The 26,450-nt window shown below is 39.8% G+C and carries 28 protein-coding genes and 1 pseudogene; 18 read left to right on the forward strand and 11 right to left on the reverse strand.

The annotated features are described in order from the left end of the window. Positions 1-282 precede the first annotated feature (282 nt). From A5888_RS15285 to A5888_RS15320, 8 genes are all read left to right on the forward strand, one after another. Positions 283-843, forward strand: coding sequence for a helix-turn-helix transcriptional regulator (locus A5888_RS15285; protein WP_086348880.1), 561 nt, complete (start codon positions 283-285; stop codon positions 841-843). Between the two features lie 488 nt (positions 844-1,331). Next, positions 1,332-1,628: a hypothetical protein gene (locus tag A5888_RS15290; RefSeq protein ID WP_086348881.1), complete on the forward strand. Its 297-nt coding sequence runs from the start codon at positions 1,332-1,334 to the stop codon at positions 1,626-1,628. Between the two features lie 41 nt (positions 1,629-1,669). Next, positions 1,670-2,053 (forward strand): hypothetical protein, encoded by a 384-nt coding sequence (locus tag A5888_RS15295; RefSeq protein WP_086348882.1) that lies wholly within the window; start codon positions 1,670-1,672, stop codon positions 2,051-2,053. Between the two features lie 125 nt (positions 2,054-2,178). Next, positions 2,179-3,030, forward strand: a complete 852-nt coding sequence (locus A5888_RS15300; protein WP_086348883.1) for a C39 family peptidase — start codon at positions 2,179-2,181, stop codon at positions 3,028-3,030. Between the two features lie 70 nt (positions 3,031-3,100). Next, positions 3,101-3,526 carry a GNAT family N-acetyltransferase gene (locus A5888_RS15305; protein WP_086348884.1) on the forward strand — a complete coding sequence of 142 codons (426 nt, stop codon included), beginning with the start codon at positions 3,101-3,103 and terminating at the stop codon, positions 3,524-3,526. Between the two features lie 3 nt (positions 3,527-3,529). Then, the gene (locus A5888_RS15310) at positions 3,530-4,057 is read left to right on the forward strand and encodes a GNAT family N-acetyltransferase (protein ID WP_212647196.1); all 528 of its coding nucleotides are present in this window, start codon (positions 3,530-3,532) and stop codon (positions 4,055-4,057) included. Positions 4,058-4,640: 583 nt separating this feature from the next. Beyond that, a complete protein-coding gene (locus A5888_RS15315) occupies positions 4,641-4,916 on the forward strand; it encodes a hypothetical protein (protein WP_086348929.1) in 276 nt (91 codons plus the stop codon). 214 nt (positions 4,917-5,130) lie between these two features. Next, on the forward strand, positions 5,131-5,640 hold the full coding sequence (locus tag A5888_RS15320; RefSeq protein WP_086348885.1) for a DinB family protein: 510 nt from the start codon (positions 5,131-5,133) through the stop codon (positions 5,638-5,640). Between the two features lie 116 nt (positions 5,641-5,756). Here A5888_RS15320 and A5888_RS15325 read toward each other — a convergent pair whose 3' ends face one another. The 9 genes from A5888_RS15325 to A5888_RS15365 all read right to left on the reverse strand — a co-directional run bounded on the left by A5888_RS15325 (position 5,757) and on the right by A5888_RS15365 (position 14,335). Next, complete coding sequence (locus A5888_RS15325; RefSeq protein ID WP_086348886.1) at positions 5,757-6,383, reverse strand: DUF6273 domain-containing protein; 627 nt, start codon at positions 6,381-6,383, stop codon at positions 5,757-5,759. Between the two features lie 18 nt (positions 6,384-6,401). Further along, entirely contained in the window at positions 6,402-7,172 is a 771-nt protein-coding gene (locus A5888_RS15330; RefSeq protein WP_086348887.1) for an ABC transporter permease, read from the reverse strand. A 42-nt stretch (positions 7,173-7,214) separates the two neighbouring features. Beyond that, on the reverse strand, positions 7,215-8,147 hold the full coding sequence (locus A5888_RS15335) for an ABC transporter ATP-binding protein (RefSeq protein ID WP_086348888.1): 933 nt from the start codon (positions 8,145-8,147) through the stop codon (positions 7,215-7,217). A 374-nt stretch (positions 8,148-8,521) separates the two neighbouring features. Next, complete coding sequence (locus A5888_RS15340; RefSeq protein ID WP_086348889.1) at positions 8,522-9,445, reverse strand: D-ribose ABC transporter substrate-binding protein; 924 nt, start codon at positions 9,443-9,445, stop codon at positions 8,522-8,524. 167 nt (positions 9,446-9,612) lie between these two features. Beyond that, complete coding sequence (locus A5888_RS15345; protein WP_170924758.1) at positions 9,613-10,560, reverse strand: ABC transporter permease subunit; 948 nt, start codon at positions 10,558-10,560, stop codon at positions 9,613-9,615. A 4-nt stretch (positions 10,561-10,564) separates the two neighbouring features. Next, complete coding sequence (locus A5888_RS15350) at positions 10,565-12,061, reverse strand: sugar ABC transporter ATP-binding protein (RefSeq protein WP_086348891.1); 1,497 nt, start codon at positions 12,059-12,061, stop codon at positions 10,565-10,567. A gap of 15 nt (positions 12,062-12,076) precedes the next feature. Continuing rightward, positions 12,077-12,475: a D-ribose pyranase gene (gene rbsD / locus A5888_RS15355; protein WP_086348930.1), complete on the reverse strand. Its 399-nt coding sequence runs from the start codon at positions 12,473-12,475 to the stop codon at positions 12,077-12,079. Beyond that, entirely contained in the window at positions 12,450-13,358 is a 909-nt protein-coding gene (gene rbsK / locus A5888_RS15360) for a ribokinase (RefSeq protein ID WP_086348892.1), read from the reverse strand. Before rbsK ends, rbsD begins: the two co-directional genes overlap by 26 nt. Before the next feature lie 8 nt (positions 13,359-13,366). Further along, complete coding sequence (locus tag A5888_RS15365; protein WP_086348893.1) at positions 13,367-14,335, reverse strand: LacI family DNA-binding transcriptional regulator; 969 nt, start codon at positions 14,333-14,335, stop codon at positions 13,367-13,369. Positions 14,336-14,635: 300 nt separating this feature from the next. Here A5888_RS15365 and truA point away from each other — a divergent pair, with 300 nt between their 5' ends. The 4 genes from truA to A5888_RS15385 all read left to right on the forward strand — a co-directional run bounded on the left by truA (position 14,636) and on the right by A5888_RS15385 (position 18,226). Next, entirely contained in the window at positions 14,636-15,376 is a 741-nt protein-coding gene (gene truA / locus A5888_RS15370; protein ID WP_086348894.1) for a tRNA pseudouridine(38-40) synthase TruA, read from the forward strand. A gap of 212 nt (positions 15,377-15,588) precedes the next feature. Next, positions 15,589-16,404 carry an ankyrin repeat domain-containing protein gene (locus A5888_RS15375; RefSeq protein WP_170924753.1) on the forward strand — a complete coding sequence of 272 codons (816 nt, stop codon included), beginning with the start codon at positions 15,589-15,591 and terminating at the stop codon, positions 16,402-16,404. Between the two features lie 255 nt (positions 16,405-16,659). After that, positions 16,660-17,511 (forward strand): hypothetical protein, encoded by an 852-nt coding sequence (locus tag A5888_RS15380; protein ID WP_086348895.1) that lies wholly within the window; start codon positions 16,660-16,662, stop codon positions 17,509-17,511. A gap of 67 nt (positions 17,512-17,578) precedes the next feature. Next, positions 17,579-18,226, forward strand: coding sequence for a CPBP family intramembrane glutamic endopeptidase (locus A5888_RS15385; protein ID WP_086348896.1), 648 nt, complete (start codon positions 17,579-17,581; stop codon positions 18,224-18,226). Positions 18,227-18,322: 96 nt separating this feature from the next. Here the strand turns inward: A5888_RS15385 and A5888_RS15390 are convergent, their stop codons facing one another. Further along, positions 18,323-19,177 carry a helix-turn-helix domain-containing protein gene (locus tag A5888_RS15390; protein ID WP_086348897.1) on the reverse strand — a complete coding sequence of 285 codons (855 nt, stop codon included), beginning with the start codon at positions 19,175-19,177 and terminating at the stop codon, positions 18,323-18,325. A 191-nt stretch (positions 19,178-19,368) separates the two neighbouring features. Between A5888_RS15390 and A5888_RS15395 the strand changes: the two genes are divergently transcribed. The 5 genes and pseudogenes from A5888_RS15395 to A5888_RS15415 all read left to right on the forward strand — a co-directional run bounded on the left by A5888_RS15395 (position 19,369) and on the right by A5888_RS15415 (position 23,771). Beyond that, positions 19,369-20,217: a CPBP family intramembrane glutamic endopeptidase gene (locus A5888_RS15395; protein WP_086348898.1), complete on the forward strand. Its 849-nt coding sequence runs from the start codon at positions 19,369-19,371 to the stop codon at positions 20,215-20,217. 213 nt (positions 20,218-20,430) lie between these two features. After that, positions 20,431-21,177 carry a DeoR/GlpR family DNA-binding transcription regulator gene (locus A5888_RS15400; protein WP_086348899.1) on the forward strand — a complete coding sequence of 249 codons (747 nt, stop codon included), beginning with the start codon at positions 20,431-20,433 and terminating at the stop codon, positions 21,175-21,177. Between the two features lie 34 nt (positions 21,178-21,211). Beyond that, positions 21,212-22,036 (forward strand): Cof-type HAD-IIB family hydrolase, encoded by an 825-nt coding sequence (locus A5888_RS15405; protein WP_086348932.1) that lies wholly within the window; start codon positions 21,212-21,214, stop codon positions 22,034-22,036. A 217-nt stretch (positions 22,037-22,253) separates the two neighbouring features. Next, positions 22,254-22,911, forward strand: a pseudogene (locus A5888_RS15410) (HI_0552 family protein). A gap of 152 nt (positions 22,912-23,063) precedes the next feature. Continuing rightward, entirely contained in the window at positions 23,064-23,771 is a 708-nt protein-coding gene (locus tag A5888_RS15415; RefSeq protein WP_339101674.1) for an alpha/beta hydrolase, read from the forward strand. A gap of 95 nt (positions 23,772-23,866) precedes the next feature. Here the strand turns inward: A5888_RS15415 and A5888_RS15420 are convergent, their stop codons facing one another. Next, entirely contained in the window at positions 23,867-24,874 is a 1,008-nt protein-coding gene (locus A5888_RS15420) for a LacI family DNA-binding transcriptional regulator (protein WP_086351106.1), read from the reverse strand. Positions 24,875-25,171: 297 nt separating this feature from the next. Between A5888_RS15420 and A5888_RS15425 the strand changes: the two genes are divergently transcribed. Continuing rightward, positions 25,172-26,446 (forward strand): extracellular solute-binding protein, encoded by a 1,275-nt coding sequence (locus tag A5888_RS15425; protein WP_422389752.1) that lies wholly within the window; start codon positions 25,172-25,174, stop codon positions 26,444-26,446. Positions 26,447-26,450: the final 4 nt, after the last annotated feature.

Genomic DNA, 26,450 nt, shown 5'->3' on the forward strand with positions numbered 1-26,450 from the left:
GGAGAAATAATTACTGTGGCAGCAGAAAATTTATAAGTGAATTTTGAAAAGTAAAATAACAATTTTATAGCTAACGATTTTTGAAGAAAATGATGGGTAGATGATGATAGGAAAATTATCTTCTTCCATTAAGTAAAACGAAAAAAATCAATCTATCGATATAAAATGTTGATATAATAGGATTGCCAAAAAGTTTTATCATTGTTTTTTGCAGATGATAAAGTATTTTGGTAGAGTAGAGCATACTTCTCAGCTATTCTAAGGGTGTCGAAAGGAGATTTTATGAAAATCAGTGAGCAATTAAAAAAACATCGAAAGACAAAACAGATTTCTCAGGAGGGACTTGCAGAGGTCGTCCAGGTGTCGAGACAGACCGTTTCGAATTGGGAGACTGGTCGAAGCTATCCTGACTTACAGAGTCTGCTGCTGCTTAGTGATTATTTTGAAGTCTCTCTTGACGAATTAGTGAGAGGAGATGTTCCAATGATGAAAAAGACAGTAGAAATTAGAAAAATGAATATGTTAGCGTGGACCATGATCGGAGGGCTCGTTCTAATGATTGCAACCTTGCCACTCGTTCTAAGTTTTGGATGGCTAGGAGCAATCGCTCCTGTATTGAGCTCGTCTGTTGCTATGATCGCAGCTTTTGCAGTAGAAAAAATGAAGAAAAAGCACAACGTCCAAACTTATACAGAAATTCTGAACTTTATGAAGGATGAGGAAATGACTCCAGCGCAAAAAGTAGTAGAAAAGAAAAGGCTGAAGCAACAGCGAATCCTTTATCCAATGGGAACAGCCGTGTTGACAGCGATATTGGTGTACATTGTATTGTCAATACTTTAAAAAAAGGCAAGTGGGACATTAGTCAGGATCAATCTGATTATTGCCTCACTTATTTTTTTAAGTACGCAAATAGCACTCAATCAATGACAAAACCTAATCGCTGATCAATCAAAATTTAACTACATAAAGTCAAAAGATGTGATGTCGATTATTTTTTACATTAAACAACAATCATAATATGAGGATTGGATTTAGTAATTAAATGATGAAGGATCTTTCGAAACTGCAGCAATTTCTCTTGCCGGTGAAATTGATTTTCATTATCCAGATACTCCGAAAGAAATGATCGATCATCTGGAAATTTTAGCAGCTAAAATTAGTCAGTATGATCAAAAAGAATAATTGATATGGATAAGACACAATCGGATTGTGTCATATTCGGGAAAGTAGTGAAAAGATAGATGGCTCTAAGGCTCAAAGATGATTTCTATTGAGTCTTTTATTTATAAGTGATTTGAATATGACTTAATACGTTATATAATGATGTTATGTCTAATGGCGATGAATTAATTATTTTATATCCAAGTGTACCGATTCGCAGAAATAGAACTATATCTCAATCAAAAGAAGCAGCAGCTTTTGTTGTAAATAGAGTAAAAGAATTAATTAGAATTAGAAATGTTCTTAGATTTGAGGAGAAGGGCTACATTGTTAAGAGTCTTTCCGAAACACAAAGAAGTTCCTTTGATCCATACAAGGCTTTAGCAAAGCTGGCAGTAGAAGATCCTATCAGATTTTCAAAAGTTGTTGATGAACTAGAAGAGATTCTTAAAAAGGATGGATAGCTGTTAAGTATAATAAATAGAATTTGAAAGGAGAAAGAGAGATGAAATTAGAGGATATAATGAAAAGCAAAGAAACAACTTGGCCAGGAAAAATCAACAGGAAGGAAGCTGAGTTCACAGCACCTAAAAATCAAGCACCTGAACAGGAAAAAAATCATTGTTCAGATTATGTATTCGTAGCAAAGGCTTATGGAGGAAATAATGGTGACCGTGTAAAAGAAGAAATTCATACTTCACGAATCGAGACACTAGAAAAGTTTATCGATGGAAATACTGATCATATCGGTTTGACGTTTTACTCAAATGGTGATTTTGTTAAATCGCTACCATATCAAGCCGAGCTAGATAAGGAAGATATTCTACTCTTGCTAAAAAGTTGGATTTCAAGACTGGAGAATGAATCTCTCAAAAACGATCGTTTGTAAAATGGAAGAAAATTCTCCAGAAGCAGCTGTGGATCTTCCAGGATAATTTTTATAAAGACAAACGGTGAAAATTCTTGAAGCTGAAATAATCATCTATAACAAAATATGAGAGAGGAGGAAATACTTTGGAAACTAAAAGAAGTGGAGTAATTTTTATTGCAGCTATGGCGATAGGATTATTTTTCATCCTATTAGTTGTTAATCAAAGTAGAGGATCAACAGTTGAAGAGGTGAGCCCAACTGAGACAGAAGAGAAAAGTGCGAAATCTCAAGATAGTGATTCAATCAACAGAGGTGACACTATCAGTCAAAGATCATACGAAAGCATCGAGGAGAATCAATTAACAGAAACCAGTGAAAGTTCAAAAGAATCTTCTGTAAAGCCAAAGGAAAGCGAAACAGTTTTAGGGGTTGATCTTGGAAGAAAAGAAATTCTAAATCTCTCCACAAAGTTGCAAGAAACAAACTATTATTGTGTTCCTGCGACAGTTCAAATGCTTCTAGAATACTTTGATATCGATGTCCAACAAGAAATTCTTGCAGAAAAAATGAATACGGATCCAATTTCTGGAACAGAGTATATTGATTTAGTCAAAGTTGTTAACTCATATTTGTTTGATAAGCAACTACCTAACGATAATGAATCTGGGTACCATATACAAACTATTACTATCGAAAATACAAACGAAATACAAGGTTTGTTTGAAAAAAGAGTGAAAACTAATGTTGATACTGGCTATCCAACATTTGCAGCTGTTAATTTGAACAAATTATATGAATGGTTGCCAGAAGCAAATCATATGGTGCTAGTAATTGGATATGCGACATATAAAGATAGTGAAGAGATAGCGTTTTACTATATAAATGATCCATATCCTTTGGTACATGACTCTACATTTGATGGGCTAAAGGTATTCACGAAAGAAGAATTGTTAATGGCGATTACTCAAAATGAAGAACCTGCGTATATCTGGTAGCGAAGAGAAGAAATGTAGTTTTAATGTATAGGGCATTGTCGTGGTGAATTCTCGAAAAGGATGAAAATAGATGATGAATAAAATTGACCGTAAAGATATTGAAATTATAAAATTACTATCACTTGCAACAGAAGAAAATAAGGCTGAAGCTGCATTAGAAGAATATTTAAAATCTCCTAACAAAGTTTTGTATGCAAAAGTTTACAAGGACGTTATAGAAGGCTGTATAGGTATCGATATATCTAAAGGAGAATTGATTACAATTACTCACATAGCTGTCAACCAAAGTTATCAGGGAAAAGGCAATGCTAGTGAAATGGTAAATTTTGTCCAAGAAATATACCAACCAACAAAGATAATTGCAGAGACAGATAGAGAGGCAGTAGGCTTTTACGAAAAATATGGTTTTGAAATTAATAGCTTAGGTGAAAAATATCTGAATGTGGAACGTTTTAGATGCATTTTCAAAAACAATCATTTTGTAAAAAATGATTAATAATTGCATACGCTAGATAAAAATAAAGGTAAGGGAGAACAGAAAATAACAGTTGAATTTAGGAAAATTAGTGACTTTGCCCGAAGAATACTGTATCTACTACTAAAGGAGGCTTATTCTTATGATGAAAGGATTGAAAAGCATTGGGGACATGTTTGGGAAGAATTTGATAATTTCTTTTTTGATAATTTGAATATTGCTGATACTTGTGGATTTATTACTACCATAGGAAGTATGCCAATTGGCTTTGCTTCATGGGATCCAAGAAATACTCCAATTGAGGTTATTGTTGGCCATAATTGCATAGTTCAACGCTATAAAAACAAAGGATATGGAAAAATACAATTACAAGAAGCTATTCAACGAATGAAAAAAACAAATTGTGCGAAGATAATTGTAACAACTAATCAAGCACTTCTTCCAGCACAAAAAATGTATGAAAATTTGGGTTTTATAGAAAGAAATCGAAGAATGAATTCCAGTTCAGCAACATTTATGGGAGATTATATTAACTATGAAATCATTCTTTAGATTAGAATAGCACAGCTATTAGTTCTCAATGAAAATTAGTAAGTGCTATAGTAATTTGTTTTAAACAATAGTCAATAATTTGATGTACACGATACAAGAAGGTGATTCCAAGGGCTTTTCAAGCAAGTAGGACGAAGGATAGGTAAAAGTTCTTAAAAATGATCAGCAGACAGGACCAGTAGCGTGATCTTGAACCAAAAAAGTCAGAAAGAACGCGCCAGGATTAAAAATAGAGAGAAATGAATCATAGTCCATTGCTTTGGCTTTTATCATAGGTGAAGGGTATGGTGAAATGTGCAAGGAAATTAAAGTTATATGAGTGCCATTGATAATGTTCAAAAAATACACGGTTTTATCTAAAATGATGTATCTTTCAAAATATGCCTCTATTTTTGTAAAACATAGTTATTACAATATAAGCAGAAACCATTTTGAAAAAGAAGCCAAAACATAAAAATGACCACTGTAACAGGTAATGCTCCTATTTTCTGCAATCTTAATAAAAAAACTATTGTTACAAGTCTCACAATTGCTTATACTTTTTATAAAGGCAACTAAAAAATGTTAGGAAGGGTGAATGAACATGAGCAAGAAATACATGAACTATGTGGGAGAGCTTTTGACAGATGTCGAATACCATGGGTTGGGGAAGCCTAAAAATTTCATGGAAGTGCATATGGATGTGGAGCTGCCGTTCCGACTGTATTGCAGAACACATGCAGACGATTGGAAAGAAGTAACGGAAGAAGAACGAGCATCATTGGTGGAACAATTGGAGGATAAAAAGTCGAAATATTCTAAAAACGATTACCGTTATTACATGCTCGATTTTCAGTTGGCAAGTCTGGAAGCATTATAACGAAAGCTGTAAGCGCTTAATTTTGGCTAGGATTCAAAAGCAAAACCTTTAAAATAGAGCCTAAGGGTTAAACAAAGAGGTTAACCTTTAGGCTCTGGTTTTATTGATAAAATCATTTCGAATAATTGAACCTACATAAGTAACGTAGTAAAGTATTTTATATAGAGCAGAATGGCGAAATCGTTTGTTCTAGCAGAAGTAGAGGAGGAATAGCATGAAGATTACACAATTATCTATCGATACGTTGAAACGGGCACAAGAACGCTTTGAGGACACGTTGGAGCAGATGACGATGGCTGAGGCAAATACCATGCCGGAGCCCTTGATCAAATCGGTTACATGGTTGACTTGGCATACCGCACGTGAGCTTGATTATCAGATATCTGGGCTTAATAATAGCGAGCCGCTGTGGATAAGTGCGGGGTGGACAGAGAAGTTTTCGTTGGATTTACCAGATGATACAGAGGATTGGAAGCATACACCAGAGGAAGCCGAGAAAGTCAAGGTAACAGATAGACAGCTACTTTTGAATTATCTGAAGACCAGTGTGGATTTTACAGTAGACTATCTAAAGTCACTTGAAGAAGAACGTCTGGAGGATATCGTTGATACCAATTGGACACCACCTGTGACTCGTGAGGTTCGGATTGTCTCAGCAATCGATGATGCAGTTATGCATTCTGGTCAAGCTGTGTATACGAGAAGGCTGGTCATTGGAAAATAACTTAGTAATTATGAATCAGCTAGATAGAAATAGAAAAAGAAAATAAATGATCACAACAAACCTTAGAACATAGCTTAGTTCTGAAAGGGAGGTTGTGATCTCGTTTTGTTGTATCTTTAATTTTCCATTTTTAGCCATAAGGCGGGACGTACGCCGCCTCGATTGTCATTGGTTAGGCGATGCCGCGTGTTACTATTATAGTTGAACGTCCCATTTCCCTGAATACCTATATTGCCATCGCCGTGAATGTAGACGGCTCTTCTATTTGCCCGTCCGGGAGAACGAAGCCACCACCACCAACGGTAACCATCTAAATAAGCTTCTCGCTGACTGTTGTTCTCGTCTTTTCGTTGCAACCAGTACCGCTGATTTTTCCCAGGATTGTAGAGTAAGTCACTGCTATCACCAAAGTATTGGCACGCAACCTCTTCAATGGATAATAAAAAAATAGTATCCAGGGTATCTTCCCCACCAGTTGTTCCATACCATTCATTATCTAGATTTTTATTGAGCACGGGAAGAATTTGCGCTTTTTCGGACTCAGTAAATTGGTTATAAAATGTGTCATTAAGATAGCTTCTTAGTGCGCAATTTGCCCAAGTGATTTCCTCAGCAGTGTCGTGGTATTCGTGTTGAGAAATAATAGCTTCAGTTAGTATCAAGACTGCCTCTTTTTTCACAGACAGTACACGCCAACTGCGCCCACCAAATACTACTACTTCCCCAATCTTATATTTTTCCATCCTAGGACTCCTTTTAGGTTAGCTTCTCAAGCCGCGACCTTTTTGAATCAGGTACCAGCAAACAATATATAATACAGTGATAAAAAGGACAAGGATCGTCAAGGAAAAGACGATTGGGACGTCCATCGTTCCAAGGAAGCCATAACGGAAGCCGGAGATCATATAGACGATTGGATTGACTTTGGAAATAGCTTGCCAAATTGGCGGCAGCATGGAAATCGCATAGAAGACACCGCCTAGATAAGTCAGTGGCTGTAAGACAAATGTTGGTACGATCGACACATCATCAAAGGATTGGGCAAAAATCCCATTGAGTAAGCCGGCTAATGAAAAGAGAATCGCAGTCATCAGCAAGGTCACAATGACGATGAACCATGAATACACATGGAGCGGGACAAAGAATAGTGAAATCAGTGTCACAAGCGCGCCGACCAATACACTTCTGCCGAGACCGCCAATGACAAAGCCCCAGATGATGACATGGGTCGGTACTGGTGCAATCAGTAATTCCTCGATATTTTTTTGAAACTTTTGAGAGAAAAAGGAAGAAGCGACATTGGAATACGAGCTTGTAATGACGGACATCATGATAAGTCCGGGTACGATAAATTCCATATAGGAGAAGCCGCCCATTTCACCGATTCGTCCACCAATCAGGTTGCCGAAGATAACGAAATACAGTGAAGTCGTTATCACTGGCGGAACCAAGGTTTGTATCCAAATCCGCATATAACGGTTTGTTTCCTTTACTGCAAGGCTTTTTAAGGCCGTAAAATATAAATTAAACATGTTTAAACTCCTTATTTATACTAGTTAATCCTCGTTCTTTGATTAGACAGAGGTACTTTCGTGACGATTTTCTTCCGTGATTTTTAGGAACAGCTCTTCCAGTCGATTGGATTTATTCCGCATTGAAAGAACTGTTATGCCCTGTTGTGTCAACTGCTCGAACAGGTCGTTTAATCCTTGATTTCGTTCGACCTCTACAGCCAGGGTACGGTCATCCTCAAAGATACTCTTATATCCAGTGATTTCCGGCTGTTTATCGAAAGGTGCTAAATCAAAAATAAAGGTTTCAAACTGCAGCTTTCCAAGAAGTGTTTTCATACTGGTATTTTCAATCAGTTCACCGGATTGGATGATCCCAATATTACGGCAAAGCATTTCTGCTTCTTCTAAATAATGCGTAGTTAAAATGATTGTTGTGCCGTTCTCATTCAGTTCTCTTAGAAAATCCCACATCTCACGTCTTAATTCGATATCTACACCCGCTGTTGGTTCATCCAGAATCAACAAACGAGGCTCATGCATCAAGGCGCGAGCAATCATCAATCGGCGCTTCATTCCGCCAGACAACATGCGGGCACGAACATTACGTTTTTCCCATAAATCCGATTGTTTCAAGTATTTTTCACTGCGCTTCAAGGCTTCTTTTCTTGAAACGCCATAATAGCCAGCTTGGTTAACAACTATCTGTTGAACTGTCTCAAATGGATTGAAGTTAAATTCCTGAGGCACAAGTCCGATTTGTTGTTTAGCCAGTACCAAATCAGTGTCTAAATCATAGCCAAAAACCTTCACATTTCCCGAGGTCTTGTTGACAAGCGAGGTAATAATTCCGATAGTGGTTGACTTTCCGGCACCATTTGGTCCCAAAAGTGCATAGAAGTCTCCTTCTTCTACTGCTAGGTCTATGCCACGTAACGCCTCAACGCCTGTGGCATAGACTTTTTTCAAGTTAGTTATTTCTAATGCATAGGTCATGTACTAATGATCTCCTTTTCATTTCTTCCATTTAAAAGGGTGGGGAGTATGAATCCGCCAACCCTATTATTTTCTTAAACAAATCCGACTCTTTATTGTAGCATGTAACTTCTAGTTAACAAATACGAAAAAGGTACTTTTTTTCATTTATACCTATAGCCCCAACTATATACTATAGCGTGAATGACTGTTTATGCAAAGTTATTGGATTGATTGGGCGCTTGGAACGAAATCAAATAGCATGAGAAAAGCACAGTTGTGGGACATAGGATAAGCTTAAAATGATTGGCGAATAAAAAATCCTCTTAAAAATTGCCTACTGAGACAATTTTTAAGAGGTATCTAAGAAAATAGTTTATTTTAGGGGGGATTGACTATTTTATTAGCTCTAACGGAGAGTCGATTTTTTCATCTACTTTTTTTCCGGCAAAATGGTCATAGGCAGCTTGTAGTGCCAAACGTCCCATTTCTTCCGGCTGCTGCGCAATAGTTGCTGTCATACGCCCTTCTTTGATGGCTTTCAATCCATCTTCTGTTCCATCAAAGCCGACGATGATAAACTCTTTTCCTTTGCTTTGAGCAGCTTCAGCAGCGCCTAATGCCATCTCATCATTTTGAGCAAAAACACCTTGAACATCGCTATGTGCTTGCAGCATGTTTTCCATAACTGTTAGACCTTCTGCACGGTCAAAATTAGCGGATTGTTTGTCTAATACATTTAGTTTGTCTGCAGCAAAGTCATCAAAACCTTTGCCTCGTTCTCTTGTTGCGGAAGCGCCGGGAACGCCTTCAAGCTCGACAACCTTTGCTTTTTCGCCCAGTTTTTCAACGATGAATTCACCGGCCATTTTTCCGCCTTCTTCATTGTTTGATGCAACAGTTGTTAATAGTGTACCACCATCGCTGCTTCTATCGATTGCAATAACAGGAATATTCGCCGCGTTTGCTGCTTCGACCGATGGAACGATTGCTGAGGAATCTACAGGATTGATCAGAAGGACATCGACACCTTGCTGAATCAGATCATCTACATCGTTGCTTTGTTTTGCTGTGTCATCCTGTGCATCCAAAACTTTTACTGTGGAGCTGTTGTCGTCTGCGAGAGTGTTTATCCCATCAGCTAAAGAAACGAAAAACGGATTGTTTAGTGTAGAGACAGATACCCCGATAACCAGCTCGCTAGGTTTCTTTTCTGCCACCTTGTCGCTGCTGCTTGAAGAGTTTCCATCTAATGTTGCTGAGCCGCACCCACTTAAAAATAGTAACCCTGCTGCTGCCGTCAAAAGTAGTTTTTTCATTTGAATATCCTCCTAAATAAATGCTTATTTTTTATGGGATGATGACAGTTGACTGTCTCGCCCCTTAAAACTCAATTGTGTAGTGCCTCGTGTATTTTCTTCTATGTGCTAAGTATCTGGAATGAACTAAGGGACAATTAGTCAAGACACATAGGCCCATTCTGTTGTTATTTTCGTTTGCGGTCTAAAAGAACAGCGATAACAATCACGATTCCTTTAACGATTTGCTGGTAGAAACTAGAGACACCTAAAAGGTTCAGGCCATTGTTCAAGGTTCCGATAATCAACGCACCGATCAAAGTTCCGAAAATGCGTCCACGTCCACCGGAAAGACTAGTTCCTCCTAAGACGACAGAGGCAATCGCATCCATTTCATAGGATTGTCCGGCAGTAGGTTGAGCAGAATTTAAACGGGAAGTGATGATCATGCCACTGATAGAGGCCATCAATCCGGAAATCGTATAAATCAAAATCTTGATCTTATCGATTTTGACGCCGGCGATATAGGCTGCTTTTTCATTTCCGCCAATGGCATAGGTTTTACGACCAAAGGAGGTCTTGTGAAGCAATAGAAAGAGCAGGATAAAGACGAGAAACATCAAAATGACTGGGAATGGAATTCCGAAAAGATAGCCTCTACCGATGAAGCTGAAGAAAAAGCTGTCTCCGATACCGGTGATCGGGTTCCCATTTGTATAAACCAAGGTCGTTCCTCGATAGATGGTCATGGTTGCTAACGTAGCAATGAAAGGGGCCATCTTTCCTTTAGAGATCAATAGCCCATTTAATGCGCCTAGAAAACCGCCACTGACTAATCCAACCAATACAGCGAGACCAACATGCATGCCATTGCTGATCAATCCGGCGGTCAACGCACTTGATAGTGCCAATGTCGAACCGACAGACAAATCGATCCCACCAGTTAAAATGACGAATGTCATACCAAATGCGATAAAACCATTTGCTGCTACTTGTCGTAGTAAGTTCAGCAAATTGCTAGGTGAAACAAAGCTTGGGTTCATAGCAGTAACAACAATAATCAATACGATAAGAGCTAATAACGGACCTAATTTACTGATATGCTCCGTAATTTTCTTTGATGGTTGGCTATTCATTTTTTTAGTTTCCATTTACGGTTCCCCCTGTTGCGAATGTCATGATTTTTTCTTGCGTCGCTTCTGCTCTGGTCAGTTCACCGGTGATTTTTCCTTCATGAATCACGAGGATCCGGTCACTCACGCCTAAAACCTCAGGTAAGTCGCTGGAGACCATGATGATGGCTACTCCTCGATCAGCCAGCTCATTCATCAGTTGATAAATTTCTCTTTTAGCACCCACATCGACACCTCTGGTAGGCTCATCAAGAATCAATACTTTAGGACCAATTCCGATCCATTTGGCTAGAACGACTTTTTGTTGATTTCCGCCAGACAGATCGCCGACGATATCCTGTGCACTTTGAGATTTAATCAACAATCGCTTGATCAACAGCTCACTGAAGTCGTCTTCGGTTTTTTTATCGATGAATCCTCGTACCACAAATTCTTCAATGGTTGGCAAGCTGATATTATCTTCGATTGAAAAATCAAGGATCAAGCCTTCCTCTTTTCGATCCTCTGTCAAAAAGCCAATACCATTAGCGATCGAACGAGATGGCGAGACGATCGGTTTTTCCTGATCGGCAATCTTAATGATTCCGCTTACAATTGGATCAATACCAAAAATGCTGCGCATGATCTCTGTTCGTCCTGCGCCCATCAAACCGGAAAAGCCAACGATTTCTCCAGCCTTTACAGAAAAGCTGATGTTCTCAAACATACCGTTTGCAGCCGTGAGGTTTTCTACAGAAAAGATCGTTTCACCTAACAAGGCTGTTTTTTCAGGATAATAATCATTGATTTCTCGTCCCACCATTTTTCGAACAACATCATCCACATTGGTTTCATTAGTGGGGACAGTATCGATAGATAAACCATCACGCATAACAGTGATTTCATCACTTATCTGGAAGATTTCCTCCATTCGATGAGAGATGTAGACGATCCCAACACCTGCTGATTTGAGTCGTTCAATGATAGCAAATAGACTGACGATTTCTTTTTCGGATAATGCGGCTGTTGGTTCATCCATAATCAGTACTTTTGCATCGGTCATAAGCGCTTTGGTGATTTCGATCATTTGCTGCTGACCTACAGAAAGCTGAGACATATCTTTGTTCAGATCTAAATGGATGCCTAACTGTGCAAAGGCTTCTTCTGCTAAAGAAGACATTTTCTTTGTGTCGATCAGACCTAATTTTGTTGTCTGCTCTTTCCCCAGAAAAAGATTGTCTAACACACTCATTTCCGGCCACGTATTTAATTCCTGATGAATAAAGCTGATCCCGAATTCTTCTGCTTCCTTTGGGTTAGCAAAGTAATGCTCTTTCCCGTCGATCAAGATGGTCCCGCTATCTCTTTTATGAAGACCTGTCAGGATATTCATTAGAGTCGATTTTCCGGCGCCGTTTTCACCCATCAATGCATGGATTTTTCCGCCCTCAATGACAAGGTCAACACCTTTTAAGACTTCGTTGAAGCCAAAGGCCTTTGAAATATTCGTCATTTCAATATTCATTTGAGCACCTCCTGTTTAAAAAATTACCCCTGATTGTAAAATGATATTGGAAAAGGGGGTTGCCTCTCCAGTTCGGATCACTGCTTTAGCAGCTTGTGTCTGAGTCTTGAAACGCTCATGAGGAATAAATTCTATTTCAGGTTTATCCGTCAAGGCGTTCTCAATTGCTGCTAATTGCTGTGGGTTTTGTTCTTTGATTTCAGTAGCTAAAGTGACTTTCTCTACCGCCATTTCTTCGATAAGCAGCTGTAGGATGTCAATGAATGCCGGCTTGCCAATTTCCAAGGCAACATCAATTTTTTTTACATCTTTTGGAATAGGTAACCCCAGATCGCCGATAACGATGTAGTCTGTGTGACCTAGATCATCTAAAACTTTTGCAATTTCACTATTCAACATGCCACGCTTTTTCAAAAAATTCACTCGCTTTCATTTGCTCTAGTTTAGGCATACCACCTTGAGCACCCAATTTTTTTACCGACATAGAAGCGGCCAGATTTGCATAAGTGATACTAGCTTCCAGGGAAAGTCCATTGAGTATTCCGGCGGCTAAAGCACCATTGAATGTATCCCCGGCACCAGTCGTATCAACCGGTGTTGTCTTGAAGGCTGGAACTAATACCTCCTTTTGTCCGTTGTTGACTAAAGCGCCTGTTGCACCCATTGTGATAATCAGTTTATTTGGGTACTCGGCAAGTACATCAGATAGTTCCTTATCCGGAAATAGTACTTTAAATTCGTGTTCATTCGGCGTTAAGTAAGAGACCTTATCGATCACGTCTTTACTCAGTGATCGTGCCGGGGCAGGGTTTAGGATCGTTGGGATGCCATGCTCAAAACAGAAGGTAATGATTGCCTCATTTGTCTCCTGTGGAATTTCATGCTGCAGCATAACCAAATCACTCTCAAGTAGCTGGGTATAGAGAGGTGTGTTTAATTGATCCGGTGTGAAACAGTTATTCGCACTTGGCACAACAATAATGCTGTTGTCACCTTGGAAAAGTGTGATATGTGCAGAACCAGAAGCACAATGTGTAACCCGTTCCACATGCGTTACATCAATCCCTTCCTCTGCAAGATTGGCGATGATTTCTTGTCCAAATGTATCGTTGCCGACACAGCCGAACATCTGAACAGCTGCGCCTAAACGTTTTGCCGCAACTGCTTGATTGGCCCCTTTCCCCCCAAACGAGGTTTGGAAGCTATTGCCAAATACAGTTTCACCGTCTGCCGGCTTTTGATCTGTCTCTACAACAAAATCCACAGATAGACTGCCGATCACAGCAATTTTTTTCATACGTTCGCCTACTTTCTTAAGGTATCTCTTTCCTGAAGAAAAACAGGAAGCTTGATTTTATTTTTTGACACTGGTTGCTCATTCATTAGATTGAATAGGAGTTCAGCACCATCCCAGCCAATTTGATAAGCCGGTTGATGAATGGTTGATAGTCTTGGGAAAACCAGATTACTGATAGGGATATCATCGTAGCCGACGATTTGAAATTCCTCTGGTATCTTTAGCCCTCTGCGATTCGCTGCCTGTAAAATGGCGATTGCATGGGTATCGCTGGGCGCAATGACACTATCAACCTCAGGAAATTTTATAAACAATTCCTCCGCGGTTTCTTCTGCCGATTGAAATTGAAAAGAACTGGCTTGTAAAATATCATAGGTATAATTCGCTTTTTTTAAGGTGTACTCGACACTTAGTAAACGATCACGCGAACGCGTGACATTCTCTGGTCCCGCAACAACAACGATGTTTGTCGGTTTTCCTTTGATGATGGCTTCAGCTGCCAGCTCCCCACCCAATAGATCATCTGAAAAAACAGCATATTCGGCTTCGCTGTCTACTCGGTCCAATACGACAAGTGGTTTATTGAAGAGGCCTTTTGAATCACTGGCAACAGCAGATAAAACACCGGAGACATTGTTTTGACTGAACACACGCAAATAATCTGTCCCTTTTACGGCATCCTCCTGTACATTGCCCAAAATCACCTGATAGCCCTTTTGATTCATATTGTCCTCAACACCCTTTGCAATCAAAGGGAAGAAGGGGTTGGATATATCGGGTAAAAGCAATCCAACCAATTTTGATTTTTTTTGATAAAGAGAACGAGCGACTTCATTTGGTGAGAAATCCAGCTCGGCAATTGCTTGTTCAATTTTTTCTCGTGCGTCTTTACTGACATATCCACTTTCATTCATTGCTCTGGATACCGTAGCAACAGAAACACCTGCTAATTTTGCAACATCACGAATTGTAGCCATAAGAACCTCCTGTGTGTAACCGATTACACATTCATAATAACATCTTTTTTTATAATTGCAAGCGTTTTTTTCAAAAGATAATTGTCGAGCTTTGTATAAGGGGGAGAAACTTATTGAATAGTCTGCGGTTTCTATCCATTCATGATAAAATGAGTTTAGACTGAAATGAATGGTATATAGAATAGGGCTATCTTATAACGAGATATCGATAAAATGCTAGAAGCATTGTGTATCGGGAAAAGGATAGTGGGCAAACATTCGAGTTCAGAGTGAACAAGTAGAAGGAGAAAATAGACGAAGATGCGAAATATTAAATTAACAATCGAATATGATGGTGGAAGATACCTTGGATGGCAAAGGCTTGGCAACTCAGATAAGACGATTCAAGGAAAAATAGAGAACCTTCTAACACAGATGACAGGGGAAAAAATTGAGATCATCGGGTCGGGGAGAACCGACGCCGGCACACACGCACGAGGGCAGATTGCCAATTTCAAGACGAATGCGGAACTTGATATAGCAGAGATGATCAGCACACTCAATCATCAGCTGCCGCGAGATATTGTCATCAAAGATATCGAAGAGGTACCAGAACGATTCCATGCCCGATATAATGCGACTGGAAAAGCGTACAGCTATTATGTTTGGAATGATGTAATTCCATCGGCTTTTGAACGCAATTACAGCTTTCACTACCCACAAGAGCTTGATTTTGATGTGATGAATCAGGCCTGTGAGAAATTACTTGGAAAGCATGATTTTATTGGGTTTTCTGCACTGAAAAAGACAAAGAAATCAACGATTCGTACGATTGAAAAGCTTTCGATCGAAAGAGAGGGCAATCTGCTTCATTTTACATTTGTCGGCGATGGCTTTCTGCATAAGATGGTTCGAATCATCATGGGCACACTTTTGGAAATCGGGTCCGGTGCATCGAAGCTAGACGTGATCGATGAGGTACTTGAAAACAAGGTCAGACAAGAGGCGGGAGAAACAGTGCCGGCACAAGGGCTGTTTTTGGATGAAGTGTATTATCGTTGATTGTTACAATTATTGAAGAACATCATGGATAGATTCACTATCAAGTAAAGAGTCAGCCAGATGAATCGACAAGCTGCTGTGCAAAGGAGCACATGCTAGCCTGTCGGTTTATTTTGGTATGTGCCCCAATCATATTTATGGACAAGTAGCAGAATATTTACTAGATTAAGAGAAAGAAATGACGACCGATTTATTGAAAGGAGAGAGGCTAGATGAAGTCACGCAAAGGACTATTAGGACTATTCAGTATTTTTAGTGTGGGTACGATATTGTTGCTCGGTGCTTGCCAGAGTCAGAAAGTAAAGCCTGATGCTAGTCAAGTCTCTACAACAAGGACCTCTGACTCGTTCAGCACGACAACTACCACGACAGAACCAAGTTCAACCACCCAAACATCAGAGGAGAAGGAAGTGACGCAACCAGTGAAAAACTTTGAACAAGGCACACTATTGGCTGCTGCAGAGCAACGGAATACCGACCAAATCAAAGAAATTCTTCAAGATCCGGATTATGTGATTGATGAAGTGGACGGGGAAAACAATACTCCGTTGAACATCGCTGTTCATAATAACGATGTGGAGATGACAAAGGCATTGATTGATCGTGGCGCAGATATCAATAAGCAAAACAATATCAGTGACAGTCCCTATCTATATGCAGGTGCCCAAGGTCGAACAGAAATTCTGGCGTACATGTTGGCACATGCAGAACCAAATCTATCTGTTCACAATCGTTTCGGAGGAAATGCGTTAATACCAGCTGCTGAAAAAGGACATATCGAGAATGTTAAGCTATTATTGGCAGATGGTCGTGAGGATATCGATTTTCAAAATAATTATGGCTATACAGCGTTGATCGAAGCTGTTGGCTTACGTGAAGGCACGGCATTGTATCAAGAAATCGTCCGAGTGTTGATGGAGAATGGTGCTAATCAGCATATCACAGATAACTCCGGACGAACTGCGATGGATTATGCTGAACAAAATGGTTATACGGAAATCCGTACGATTTTGTCGGAGTATAACTAAAAATTGAGAATAAAGAACACCTACAACAATTAACCAGCTATGGAGTTTCCCCTCCGTAGGTGGTTGTTTTTGTTTTCTGAGAGATAAAATCAGCGGATATATGAAAAATAAAAAAATTTGTGGTACGACATATAAGACCTTTTTATTGATACTGAACATAAGCATGTAAAGTAGGCGTATCAGTACTTTAAAAAAATAAATGAAAAATTTTGTACATGTCTGAGTGTGTACAAACTAATGAGGAGCAAGGGATAAATGAAAGCGAAAAAAATCATAGGATTAGCAGGTGCCGTTTTTTTAGGTGCTTCGATGGGGATCATAACTAGCCAGTCAGCCTGGGCGGATACAGTGACTGATTTTGAGACAGTGAATGGCCAGCTGGTGGTCAGTACTTCCATAGATGGTCAGTCAAAAACAATGGCAGATGGTTCTGAGATTCGAAAGGACGGAGAGCGCTGGTACAACGATTTTGGTGAAGTCACAATTACTTATAATGAAACCGTGGAGAAGGATGTACCGGTAGGACAGTCTATTCCGACTGAAGTGTTGGAGCCATCACTGGAGCAAATAGAGTCGTTCCCACCTGTAGTCACACAGACCATTGAAATGACCGTGTCTAACTTGGAAACCACTTCTAATCTGCCACAACCAGATTTGCAGACACCGGAAGTTTTTCCTCCAACAGTGATTGAAGAGGTCCCGATAACGGAGCCGACTCAACCGCCTATTTCGACCAAAGATTTGCTTGAAACGGAGGCCACTGATTCAATGCTGAATGAGCCGCAACCAGTACCACCAATTGTAGAAACATCGAGTAAAGAGGAACGATCTGTCGTTCCGAAAGAACAAGGGATCGACTCGCAGGAGGCTGAACCATCAGCACAAATAATGGACGATCAGTTGACAAGCATTGATACAGCTACTGATACAGCGGTGGATAGTAAAGCGCCAAATACAGAAGCAATAACTCCTGCTATAGCACTAGACACTTTCCCTAAAACCAATGAACAATGTTCTGCCACCTTAGGGATTTCTGGAGTCGTGCTGTTCGTTGTTGGTATACTTGGTGTGTTTTTCAAATGGAGGGGTCCTCGCGCGGATAGTTAAATAGATAGAAAATCTGAGTTGAGATAGCAAATATAGCTTGGAAAAAAGAAAGAGGGAGCTGTTTTACATGGAAACGAAAAATCTACTGAAACAAACGGATTTACTGAAACAAGTTGTTGGTCTTGTCTTGTTGGGGATAGGCTTTTGGGCAATGGACCCTTTATCTGGATTTATTCCTAATCTGGGTTTCTTTTCGCTGGCGATTGCTGGTTCATTGGCGTTCATTATTGGGCTAGATAAGACATCTTTCGTTCGGCTGTTTCAAAAGCCGACCCATTTCTGGAAAAACTTTGGAAAGTACCTGGCTCTTGCCGTTGCTTATGGAGTTGTTGCCGGAGGTGCTGTTCAGTTGTTGATTCATGGGACAAAGGCTAACCCGCAGAGTGACAATCCGTGGATCTTTTTGATCCTGCCGATCGCATTGATTGGTGAAGAGCTGTTTTCTATTTACATCCTGGAACTTGCTGATAAATACACAAGCACAACCGTTGCAAGTCTGATTTCCTGTGTGATTTTTGGGTTGATCCATACGGCGACCTATTACCATGATTCACTGTTGATTACGGTAATACAGGTGTTGATTCTGCAAGGAGGCGCACGTTGGTTTTTCAATCAGTCGTACCTTAAATCGGAACGTTCGATCTGGACAAGCTATGCGGTCCATGTTGCGCTGGATTGTCTGATGTTTGCCATTCCGCTATTATTTCATGGATAGTCTGATTTGCAACTAGTTGAGTGCTTGTGTGGAGAAAAATGTTGTACCGATATAGAAAAAGCAGATGGGAAAAGTATGGGCTAGCTTGTTTTCGTGTCAGTCCAAAAGAACCTTCAGTTCGTTTGCTAATGCATCCTGGTTCAACTCATAAAAGAACGTGAGCAGCTCCTTTGCTTTTGCGCGACCATTTACTGCATCACCACGCTTGATTAGCAAGATATAGCTGAAATATTTGGCGATAGCATGATGAAAGAACTCTTTATAGTCGGTACTAAGCAGTTTCAATTGTTGGATCAGCACCTCTGCATAATCAAGAAATTCGTGTTTTATTGCTTGATTGATCAAATTAATCAGCATCGCACAAAAAATTTCACGGCCTTTGTCATATTCACTGTATAAACTGAACGATTTTGAGACACTTCTGAATAGTGGGAAGTGGGCATTAAAGTCTAGAAATTCGATCGTATTTCCGAACAATTGGACTTCATGAAGGGTCCAGGTTTCTACTCGTAACAAGTACTCTTGGATGCAATGTCGATCTTCTTCAAGAGTGCGGGTAGTGTCGAAATGACCAGTTTTCTTAAAGTGCTCGATGATTCGAATGCGACATCGCACCTCTGCACGATGGACGTTGTCGATCAGATTATCTTTTTCAGAGAGTTCAGCAAACAGCTTTTTCAATGAAACAAGGTCGTGTGAATTTGCGTATTTAGAGATACGATAGATATAATCAGAGTATTCATTCAGGAGATATCCTTTGTTGATAAATAAGAATTCATCCATGTCCATGGATAGTCGATCCAATACCTCAATCAGAAGCGCTGTAGAGATACTGTGTTTTCCCTTTTCAAATTCAATCGCATAGGATTTGGAGATGATACCAGTATAGATTTCTTTTTGTGAAAAGCCTTTTTTCAGCCGGATGTGCCGGACCATTGGACCGAAGTTCATAGTGCCACTCCTCCTTGGATTGAGTAAATGATGAGCAAATCAACGCAATATTTTGTGTCCGCCTTATATAATGACAGAGAAATAATCATTCTTATTTTAGTACACCTGAGTGCCACTGACAAAGATTCATACTTTAGCGAAAATAGAAATAGTTGTTTTATAGCTTAAGAAAAAATGGAGGACGCACACTTATGAAATTAACCCAATCAATGCTCTTAACAAAAGAACAAAGGCGTGGGAATGCAATTGTTGTCGTATTATTTAGCATCATCGTGATGTTTGCCGCGCAATTTCTTGTTATTTTACCTACTCAGCAAAAAGGAATCAATGTTGGCTTAGCCGAAGTAATGGTTTCTTTCCTGTCTGTTGTTGTGATCGGAGTGATCTTGCTCTATGCATTTTTGGTTGAAAAAAGAACACCGCCTTCATTTGGTTTTAAAAAGGCAGGGAGTGTAAAAAAATATTTTTTGGGGCTGGCAATCGGCAGCAGCATTATTCTATCTGTTTTTGTGATCAATGCTCTATTTAGCGCAATTGATGTTCAGAATAATTTGAGTCAGGTGAGCTGGCTGTATCTGGCAGGTTCGGTCATTGGTTATTTTTTTCAAGGGATGATGGAGGAAGTCTTGTGCCGCGGTTTAATCATGAATACTTTGTCTGCCCGCTATAATGTGTGGACGAGGATCATTGCAAATTCGGTGATTTTTTCCATCTTGCACGCCGCCGGATTTACCCTGGCAACGCTCAATCTTTTTTTGGCAGGCTTGTTATTTTCTCTGCTTTTTTACTTAACCGATAATCTATTCTTTGTTAGTGCGATCCATAGTGCATGGAATTTTATTCTGGGTCCTGTTTTAGGTGTGTCTGTCAGTGGGATGCGGAATTACTCCTCTGTATTAAAAACGAATAGCTTGCCTCAACATAGTAGTTTGAATGGTGGGATTTATGGCTTTGAAGGAGGCGCTGTGTTGACCGTAGTATTGGTCGTAATCATTGCCTATGCCCTCTACCGGATAAAGAAAAAGTTTTCCGTTGCTTAAGTAGACGTTCCGAACATAACTAGATAATAAAGTGATATGAGTCTGAAATCTGCAAAAACATTTCCTGTTGTTTTTAGCTGGTTTTGGACTTTTTTCTCATAGTCAGACGTAAGTTATTTATGATTTGACTATATCGAAAATGCTTAAAATTACTTATTTATACTTATAAACGCTTATAAGGTGTGCTATAGTATATATGAGGGAGGGAGCAACATGTATCAAGAGCAACGATTAACCAAAATTGTCGAGCTGTTAAAGGAAAAAGGCGAGCTGTCGGCAAAAGAAATGATGGCATATTTTCAAGTCTCCAGAGATACGATCCGACGCGATTCTTCGATTTTAGAGGAAAGAAAGCTGGTTACGCGTACCCACGGGGGGATCATTCCGCTTGAGAGAAATAGTGAGATTCCTTCCTTTAGTGATCGTGTCAACACCTTTACAAAAGAAAAGACAGAGATTGCTCAAAAAGCACTGGCATTTATCGAGCCAAACAGTCTGATTTTTTTTGATGTATCGACCATTATCCTTAAACTGGCGCAGCTAGTCGATGAAGAGGTAGAGGTCTATTCCCATTCGCTGGATAATGCCATCATGTTTAGCGAGCGAGATCGGGGTTCTTTTCATCTACTAGGTGGGAAATTCTATCCTCGGAACAGATTCTACTATTCTTTGAATGAAGCAGAGTTACTTATGTCGATCAATTTTGATGTGGCTTTCATTGGGGCGGTGGGGTTAAAAAATGGTCAAGTCAGTTTTGAGGATCGGGAAGATGCCTATATCAAACAGCTGGTAATGAAACAAGCGAAGAAAAAAATATTGCTGGCGGAACACACAAAAGGCACTATTGCATCCAAATATACAATAGGATCGATCAATGATTTTGACTATTGGATTACTGATGCTGAACCAGATGCACATGAAAGACAGCAGCTGTCGAGGGAGCTGAAGGTGATTTTTTGAGATGAAAAATCAACAGAGAGAAGGAAACGCTGATATGAAAAATCAGGAAATAAAACTAATAATAAGTGATATCGATGGAACGATCTTAGATGACTGCCATTCATTAGATACAGAGTTGAAAGACAATATTCAGCAGCTAAAAGCCAAAGAAATCCCTTTTATTTTGGCCTCTGCCCGTTCGCCCAAAGGGATATTCCCGATTGCAGAGAGTCTGGATTTAGCCGATAACCCCATCGCTTGTTACAATGGCGCGCTGATTGTTAAAGGAAGCAGCAGGTATCAAACCTTGATCGAGCATCAACTGGCACACGATGAAGTGAGTATGATTGTGGATATAATTGTCAATCAGTTTCCAGAAGTATCGATCAATCTATATTCCGGTGCGGATTGGTATGTAAATACATTGGATAAGTGGACAGCGATCGAAGCCGCTATCACGAAAGAGACACCGGAAGCCGCAAATTTACAGTTGTTGCTTTTGAAAAAGCATGTACCTGTGCATAAGCTTTTACTCGTTGAAGAAGCAGATGTAATCAAAAAAGTTCATGATTATATGCAAAATCTGCATTTATTCAATAGCTCCTTTTATCTTTCCAAAGACAACTATCTGGAAGTGACATCGAAGCAAGTCTCAAAAGAGAAAGCCTTGGTAGAAGTGGCGGATTATTATAATGTACCATTGGCACAAACGATGAGCATTGGAGATAACTTCAATGACATCCCAATGTTGAAGCTGGCCGGATTAGGCGTTGCGATGAGCAATGCACCTCAAGAGGTAAAATGGTGTGCGGATGTTGAAACCAAGACCAATAACGACAATGGCGTGTCTGCGGCAATCCAAAAATATGTGTTTGCCTAATTGAGAGAAGGAATACTCAGTCTGAAAAATGACTATTACGGGTTAAAAGGGAATGGCTGACAGGGAAAAAAGTCCTGATAAGCTGGTTCCCTTTTTTATGCATCATGCGGTTCTTCTTACAAGCTGTTTATTTCGGGAAAGAGCGACAAAAGATAAAGATGAATTGAATCATTTCTTTGGTGTGTTTATAATAAAAGAGCAGAAAAGAGGCGAGCGTGTGGGATTAACGATAGATGATTTTCAATTATTTGATCGAGCGTGTTATACCTTTAAACAATTGAAGGAGCAGCTGACTGAAGCAGAGATTGAAAAAATTAAAATAGAGTACAAAAAGCATTGGCAAAAGTGGAAGGCTATGCAGCGTGAAATTGCGGGCTTATTGCCGGAAGCCTATCAAATGAGTAAACCCAAGATCGAGAGCTGGACGAACGGGTGGAATCTTCGCAGTCATTTTTGGTGTGCGTACCGTAGTGTGAATCGACAAACGGAAAATGCATGTTTAGCGGTATTGCTGAATAAGAAGCAGTTTCAGGTGTATCTTATGTTCCAGCATTACAAGAGTGACGAGCGAACGGGGAGTATCGCAGACTACAATGAGCTGTTGTCTGCTTTGCAGAAATGGAGTGACACGGTAGCAATCGAGGACTATTATATCTGGCCTCAGCTGGAAGACGAGCTAGCGGATCATTTACCTTTATCCGTTTTTTTACAAAGTGAAGAGAACCAGCGAGCTTTTAGGGAAGCAATGGGGGACAGGACTTTCCAACTAGGCAAGCTGTTAGTTAAAGCAGAGCGCATCGTTGACAGTGTTCAAGTGACAGGTTGATACATTGAAAGAGCTATTTCCTTTGTATGCATCGTTAGATGAGAAATAATAAGTGTTCATTATCTTCTGATTTTAAAAGAATTCTTAAACAAAGCTGTAAGAGATGATTAAGGATGACTGAATAAGGCTGTCAGTTATTGTATGGACCAGTGATTCTTGCTATATTAGGGAAAAGTAGGAGACTAGTTGAGAGGAGAAGAGATGAAAGAAAGAGCTTTATTGATCATTCATGGTTTTGGCGGCAATGAACAGGAAATTTTCTACCTGCATGACTATTTGCAGCAGCAAAATATGGAATCCTTCTGGATACGGCTGACAGGGCATGATGGTGTAAAGAAGCATTTTGCCAAGGCAACTTATCTGGACTGGTTGAATGATGTGGAGCAGAAAATCATGGAGCTGGAACAAGAATATCGGCATATCACCTGTATCGGTTTTTCAATGGGTGGCTTGTTGACGATTCAGCAATCTCATCGAGCCTCTGTGGATCAAATCATTTTATGCAGTACCCCCATCTATCTTTATAATTTTCCAGTGATTTTTTATGATATCAGTCATGGGCTCTTTTCAAAAGATAAAGAGCGATTAAACTACTATTTTCAATCTTCGAGTACCCCATTGAAGGCTTGCCTGCAATTTTTACAGTTATTTTTCCTGACCAAGAAAAAATTGAAGCTTGGGTTGAAAGAAGAAATCAAGAAAAATATGCTGATTTTGCAGAATCGTCGGGATGAAACGACGAACTATAAGAGCGCCAATTATCTTTGGCAGGTAAGTGGTGGCCAAGCCTCCGTTCGTCTCTACGAAGGCGGCACGCATCAGTTGTTTATGGGAGAAAATAAAGAACGGGCAGTTGCAGACTTAGTGGCGTTTATTCGAGCAAAAAGTTATTCGTTGAATAGTATTTAATAAAGAGCAGAAAACTGTTAAGGGCGCTTATCTAAAAAGCATCCCTAGCAGTTTTCTGCCCGTTTTACCTATTTTTATCTTGTTGCTTGGTTGAATTAATCGTCTTCTAAAGGGATAAAGCTTTTCCGAACAATCAGCTCAGAACCCAGTAGGACTGTTTTCGTTGTTTTTCGCGGATAAATCAGCTGATCGACGAGCATATCGATGGCTGTCTTTGCGATTTCCTCTACATCGATCCTGAATGTCGTCAAAGGGGGCGAAACGAACTTTGCGATATCATTATCATTGATACTCAATAATTCCAAACGTTCAGGAATCAAGATCCCCTTTTCATTGAAGGCTTGAAGGGCGCCTACGGCAATAGTATCCGAAGCGACAAAGAAAGCATCTGGCAGGTCGTTGTCAGAGGTCTCGATCAGCTCGGTAGTCAAGCGATAACCTTGGTCTACAGTAAAGTGGCCACCAGAAAAAATATATTTCTCATTCAACAACCCTTTTTTCTGCAAATAGTCTCTAAAGACAGTCTCTCTACTGTCTTTTTCTTCTGATCCGGTATCTGGATCAAAAAAGGCGCCGCCAATAAATCCGATTTTCTGATGTCCTTTCTGAATAAAGTAATCGATTGCTTTTCGGGTCATATGGTCTGTATCTGGTTTCACTGTATCGAAGAGATCCGGCTGAGGATTGATCTCCAAAAAGACACCGTTTGAGCATCGGTTTTTCAGCTGTTTGATTTCTTTGCTGGTAAAAGAACCAATACCAATAAATCCGGAAACAGTCTTTGGCAACGGATCGATTCCTTCCTCGTGCTTCAGCATGACAATCTCCATGTTGTTGATCTTTGCATATTTTTCGATGGAAAGCCGGAGCTGACGAAAGTAAAGGTCTTGAAGTTCTTCTTGATCAGTTAACCAAAACAGTACGGCAATTTGTTCAATAGTTGTTTTTATTTTCGAACGATCATAACCCATCGCAAGTGCGGTGTGGATGATCGTTTTTTTCGTTTCTTCTGCGATAGATAAGCTGGTATCTCCTTTTAGCAAGCGAGAGACCGTTGCCTGAGAAAAACCAGCTTTTTCAGCAACTTGTTTGATAGTAACCATAATTTCACCTCGAAATCAGTATACATTAATTAGTTGATTTAGTAAATATATTTACTAAATTGTTTTATTAGAATGTGCAACGATATTTTCTAGAAATTTATTGTCCTTACTAATTGTAATCTGCATGAATAGTAAGCTGCAGCGTGTTTTCTTTTCTATGAGCTGTTTTTTTTTGAGGTGATTGGTAAATAAAATTAACCTTTTAAGGAAATTAATTTTATAAATAACTTTACTTATTTAGTAAATTAATTTATTATAGTGGTATGGATAGCGTTTTCAAAAAATGGAAGGTGGAAGATTACTATGAAAAAAGGAAAAAATCTTTTATTACTAGGCGCATTAGCATTAGGTTTATCTGCTTGTGGTCCCCAGGCAAGCAATTCTACTGACGGATCAGGTTCTTCTAAAGGAAACAATAAGGACTATGACTTGCTTGTATGGGAAGATCAGTCGAAATCAGTAGGTATTGAAGAGGCCGTAAAAGCTTTTGAAGAGGAACACGATGTTACGGTAAAGGTTGTTGAAAAAGCCTATGCAGATCAGCTTGAGGATCTACGTTTGGACGGGCCGGCAGGAACGGGCGCGGATGTGATCACGATTCCGGGAGACCAGATTGGAACAGCCGTGACAGAAGGCTTATTAAAGGAAATGGATGTAGAACAAGCAATACAGGATATCTATACGGAAGCAGCCATGCAATCTCAAATTGTTGATGGAAAAGTCTATGGCTTACCCAAAGCTGTGGAAACACAAATTTTATATTATAACAAAGCACTTATATCAGAATCCGATCTTCCGGAAACAACCGATGAATGGTTAACTTATTCTAAAAAAGTGACGACTGACAACAGCTATGGTCTTCTGGCGTTATGGGATCAAATCTATTATGCACAAGGTGTATTGAGCGGTTATGGAGGCTACGTCTTCGGTAGTGATGCTGATGGCAATTACGATCCGGAAGATATTGGACTCGCAAATTCCGGCGCCATCAAAGGGGCAGAGTATATCAAAACGTTTTATGATTCCGGTGTATTTCCAACGGGGATTGTGGGTGAACAAGGGATCAATGTATTAGATTCTCTATTTACGGAAGGAAAAGCGGCGGCAGTGATTTCCGGGCCATGGAACTTGACGCCTTACGAGGAAGCTGGGATTGATTATGGCGTGAAGGAACTACCGATGCTTGCTAACGGCGAACATATGGGATCCTTTATAGGAGTGAAGAGCTACAATGTCAGCAGCTATTCAAAAAATACTGATTTAGCAGAAGAATTCGTGGCTTTTATTGCCAATGAAGAAAATTCAAAAACTCGTTTTGAAAAAACAGCAGAGATTCCAGCTGTTGAAGCCTTAGCAAATGATCCGGCGATTTTGGATAGTGAAAGTGCAACAGCAATTGCTACACAATCAAAATATGCAGAGCTGACACCTGGGATTACAGCGATGAACAGCGTTTGGGAGCCAATCGATTCAGCACTACAAACGATTGCGACTGGAAAAGCAGAACCGAAAACTGCGCTACCTCAAGCGGTCGAACAAATCAAATCAGCAATTGCAGCCACTCAGAATTGACGAA

Source organism: Enterococcus sp. 9E7_DIV0242, from assembly GCF_002140975.2.
Lineage (GTDB): Bacteria > Bacillota > Bacilli > Lactobacillales > Enterococcaceae > Enterococcus_L > Enterococcus_L clewellii.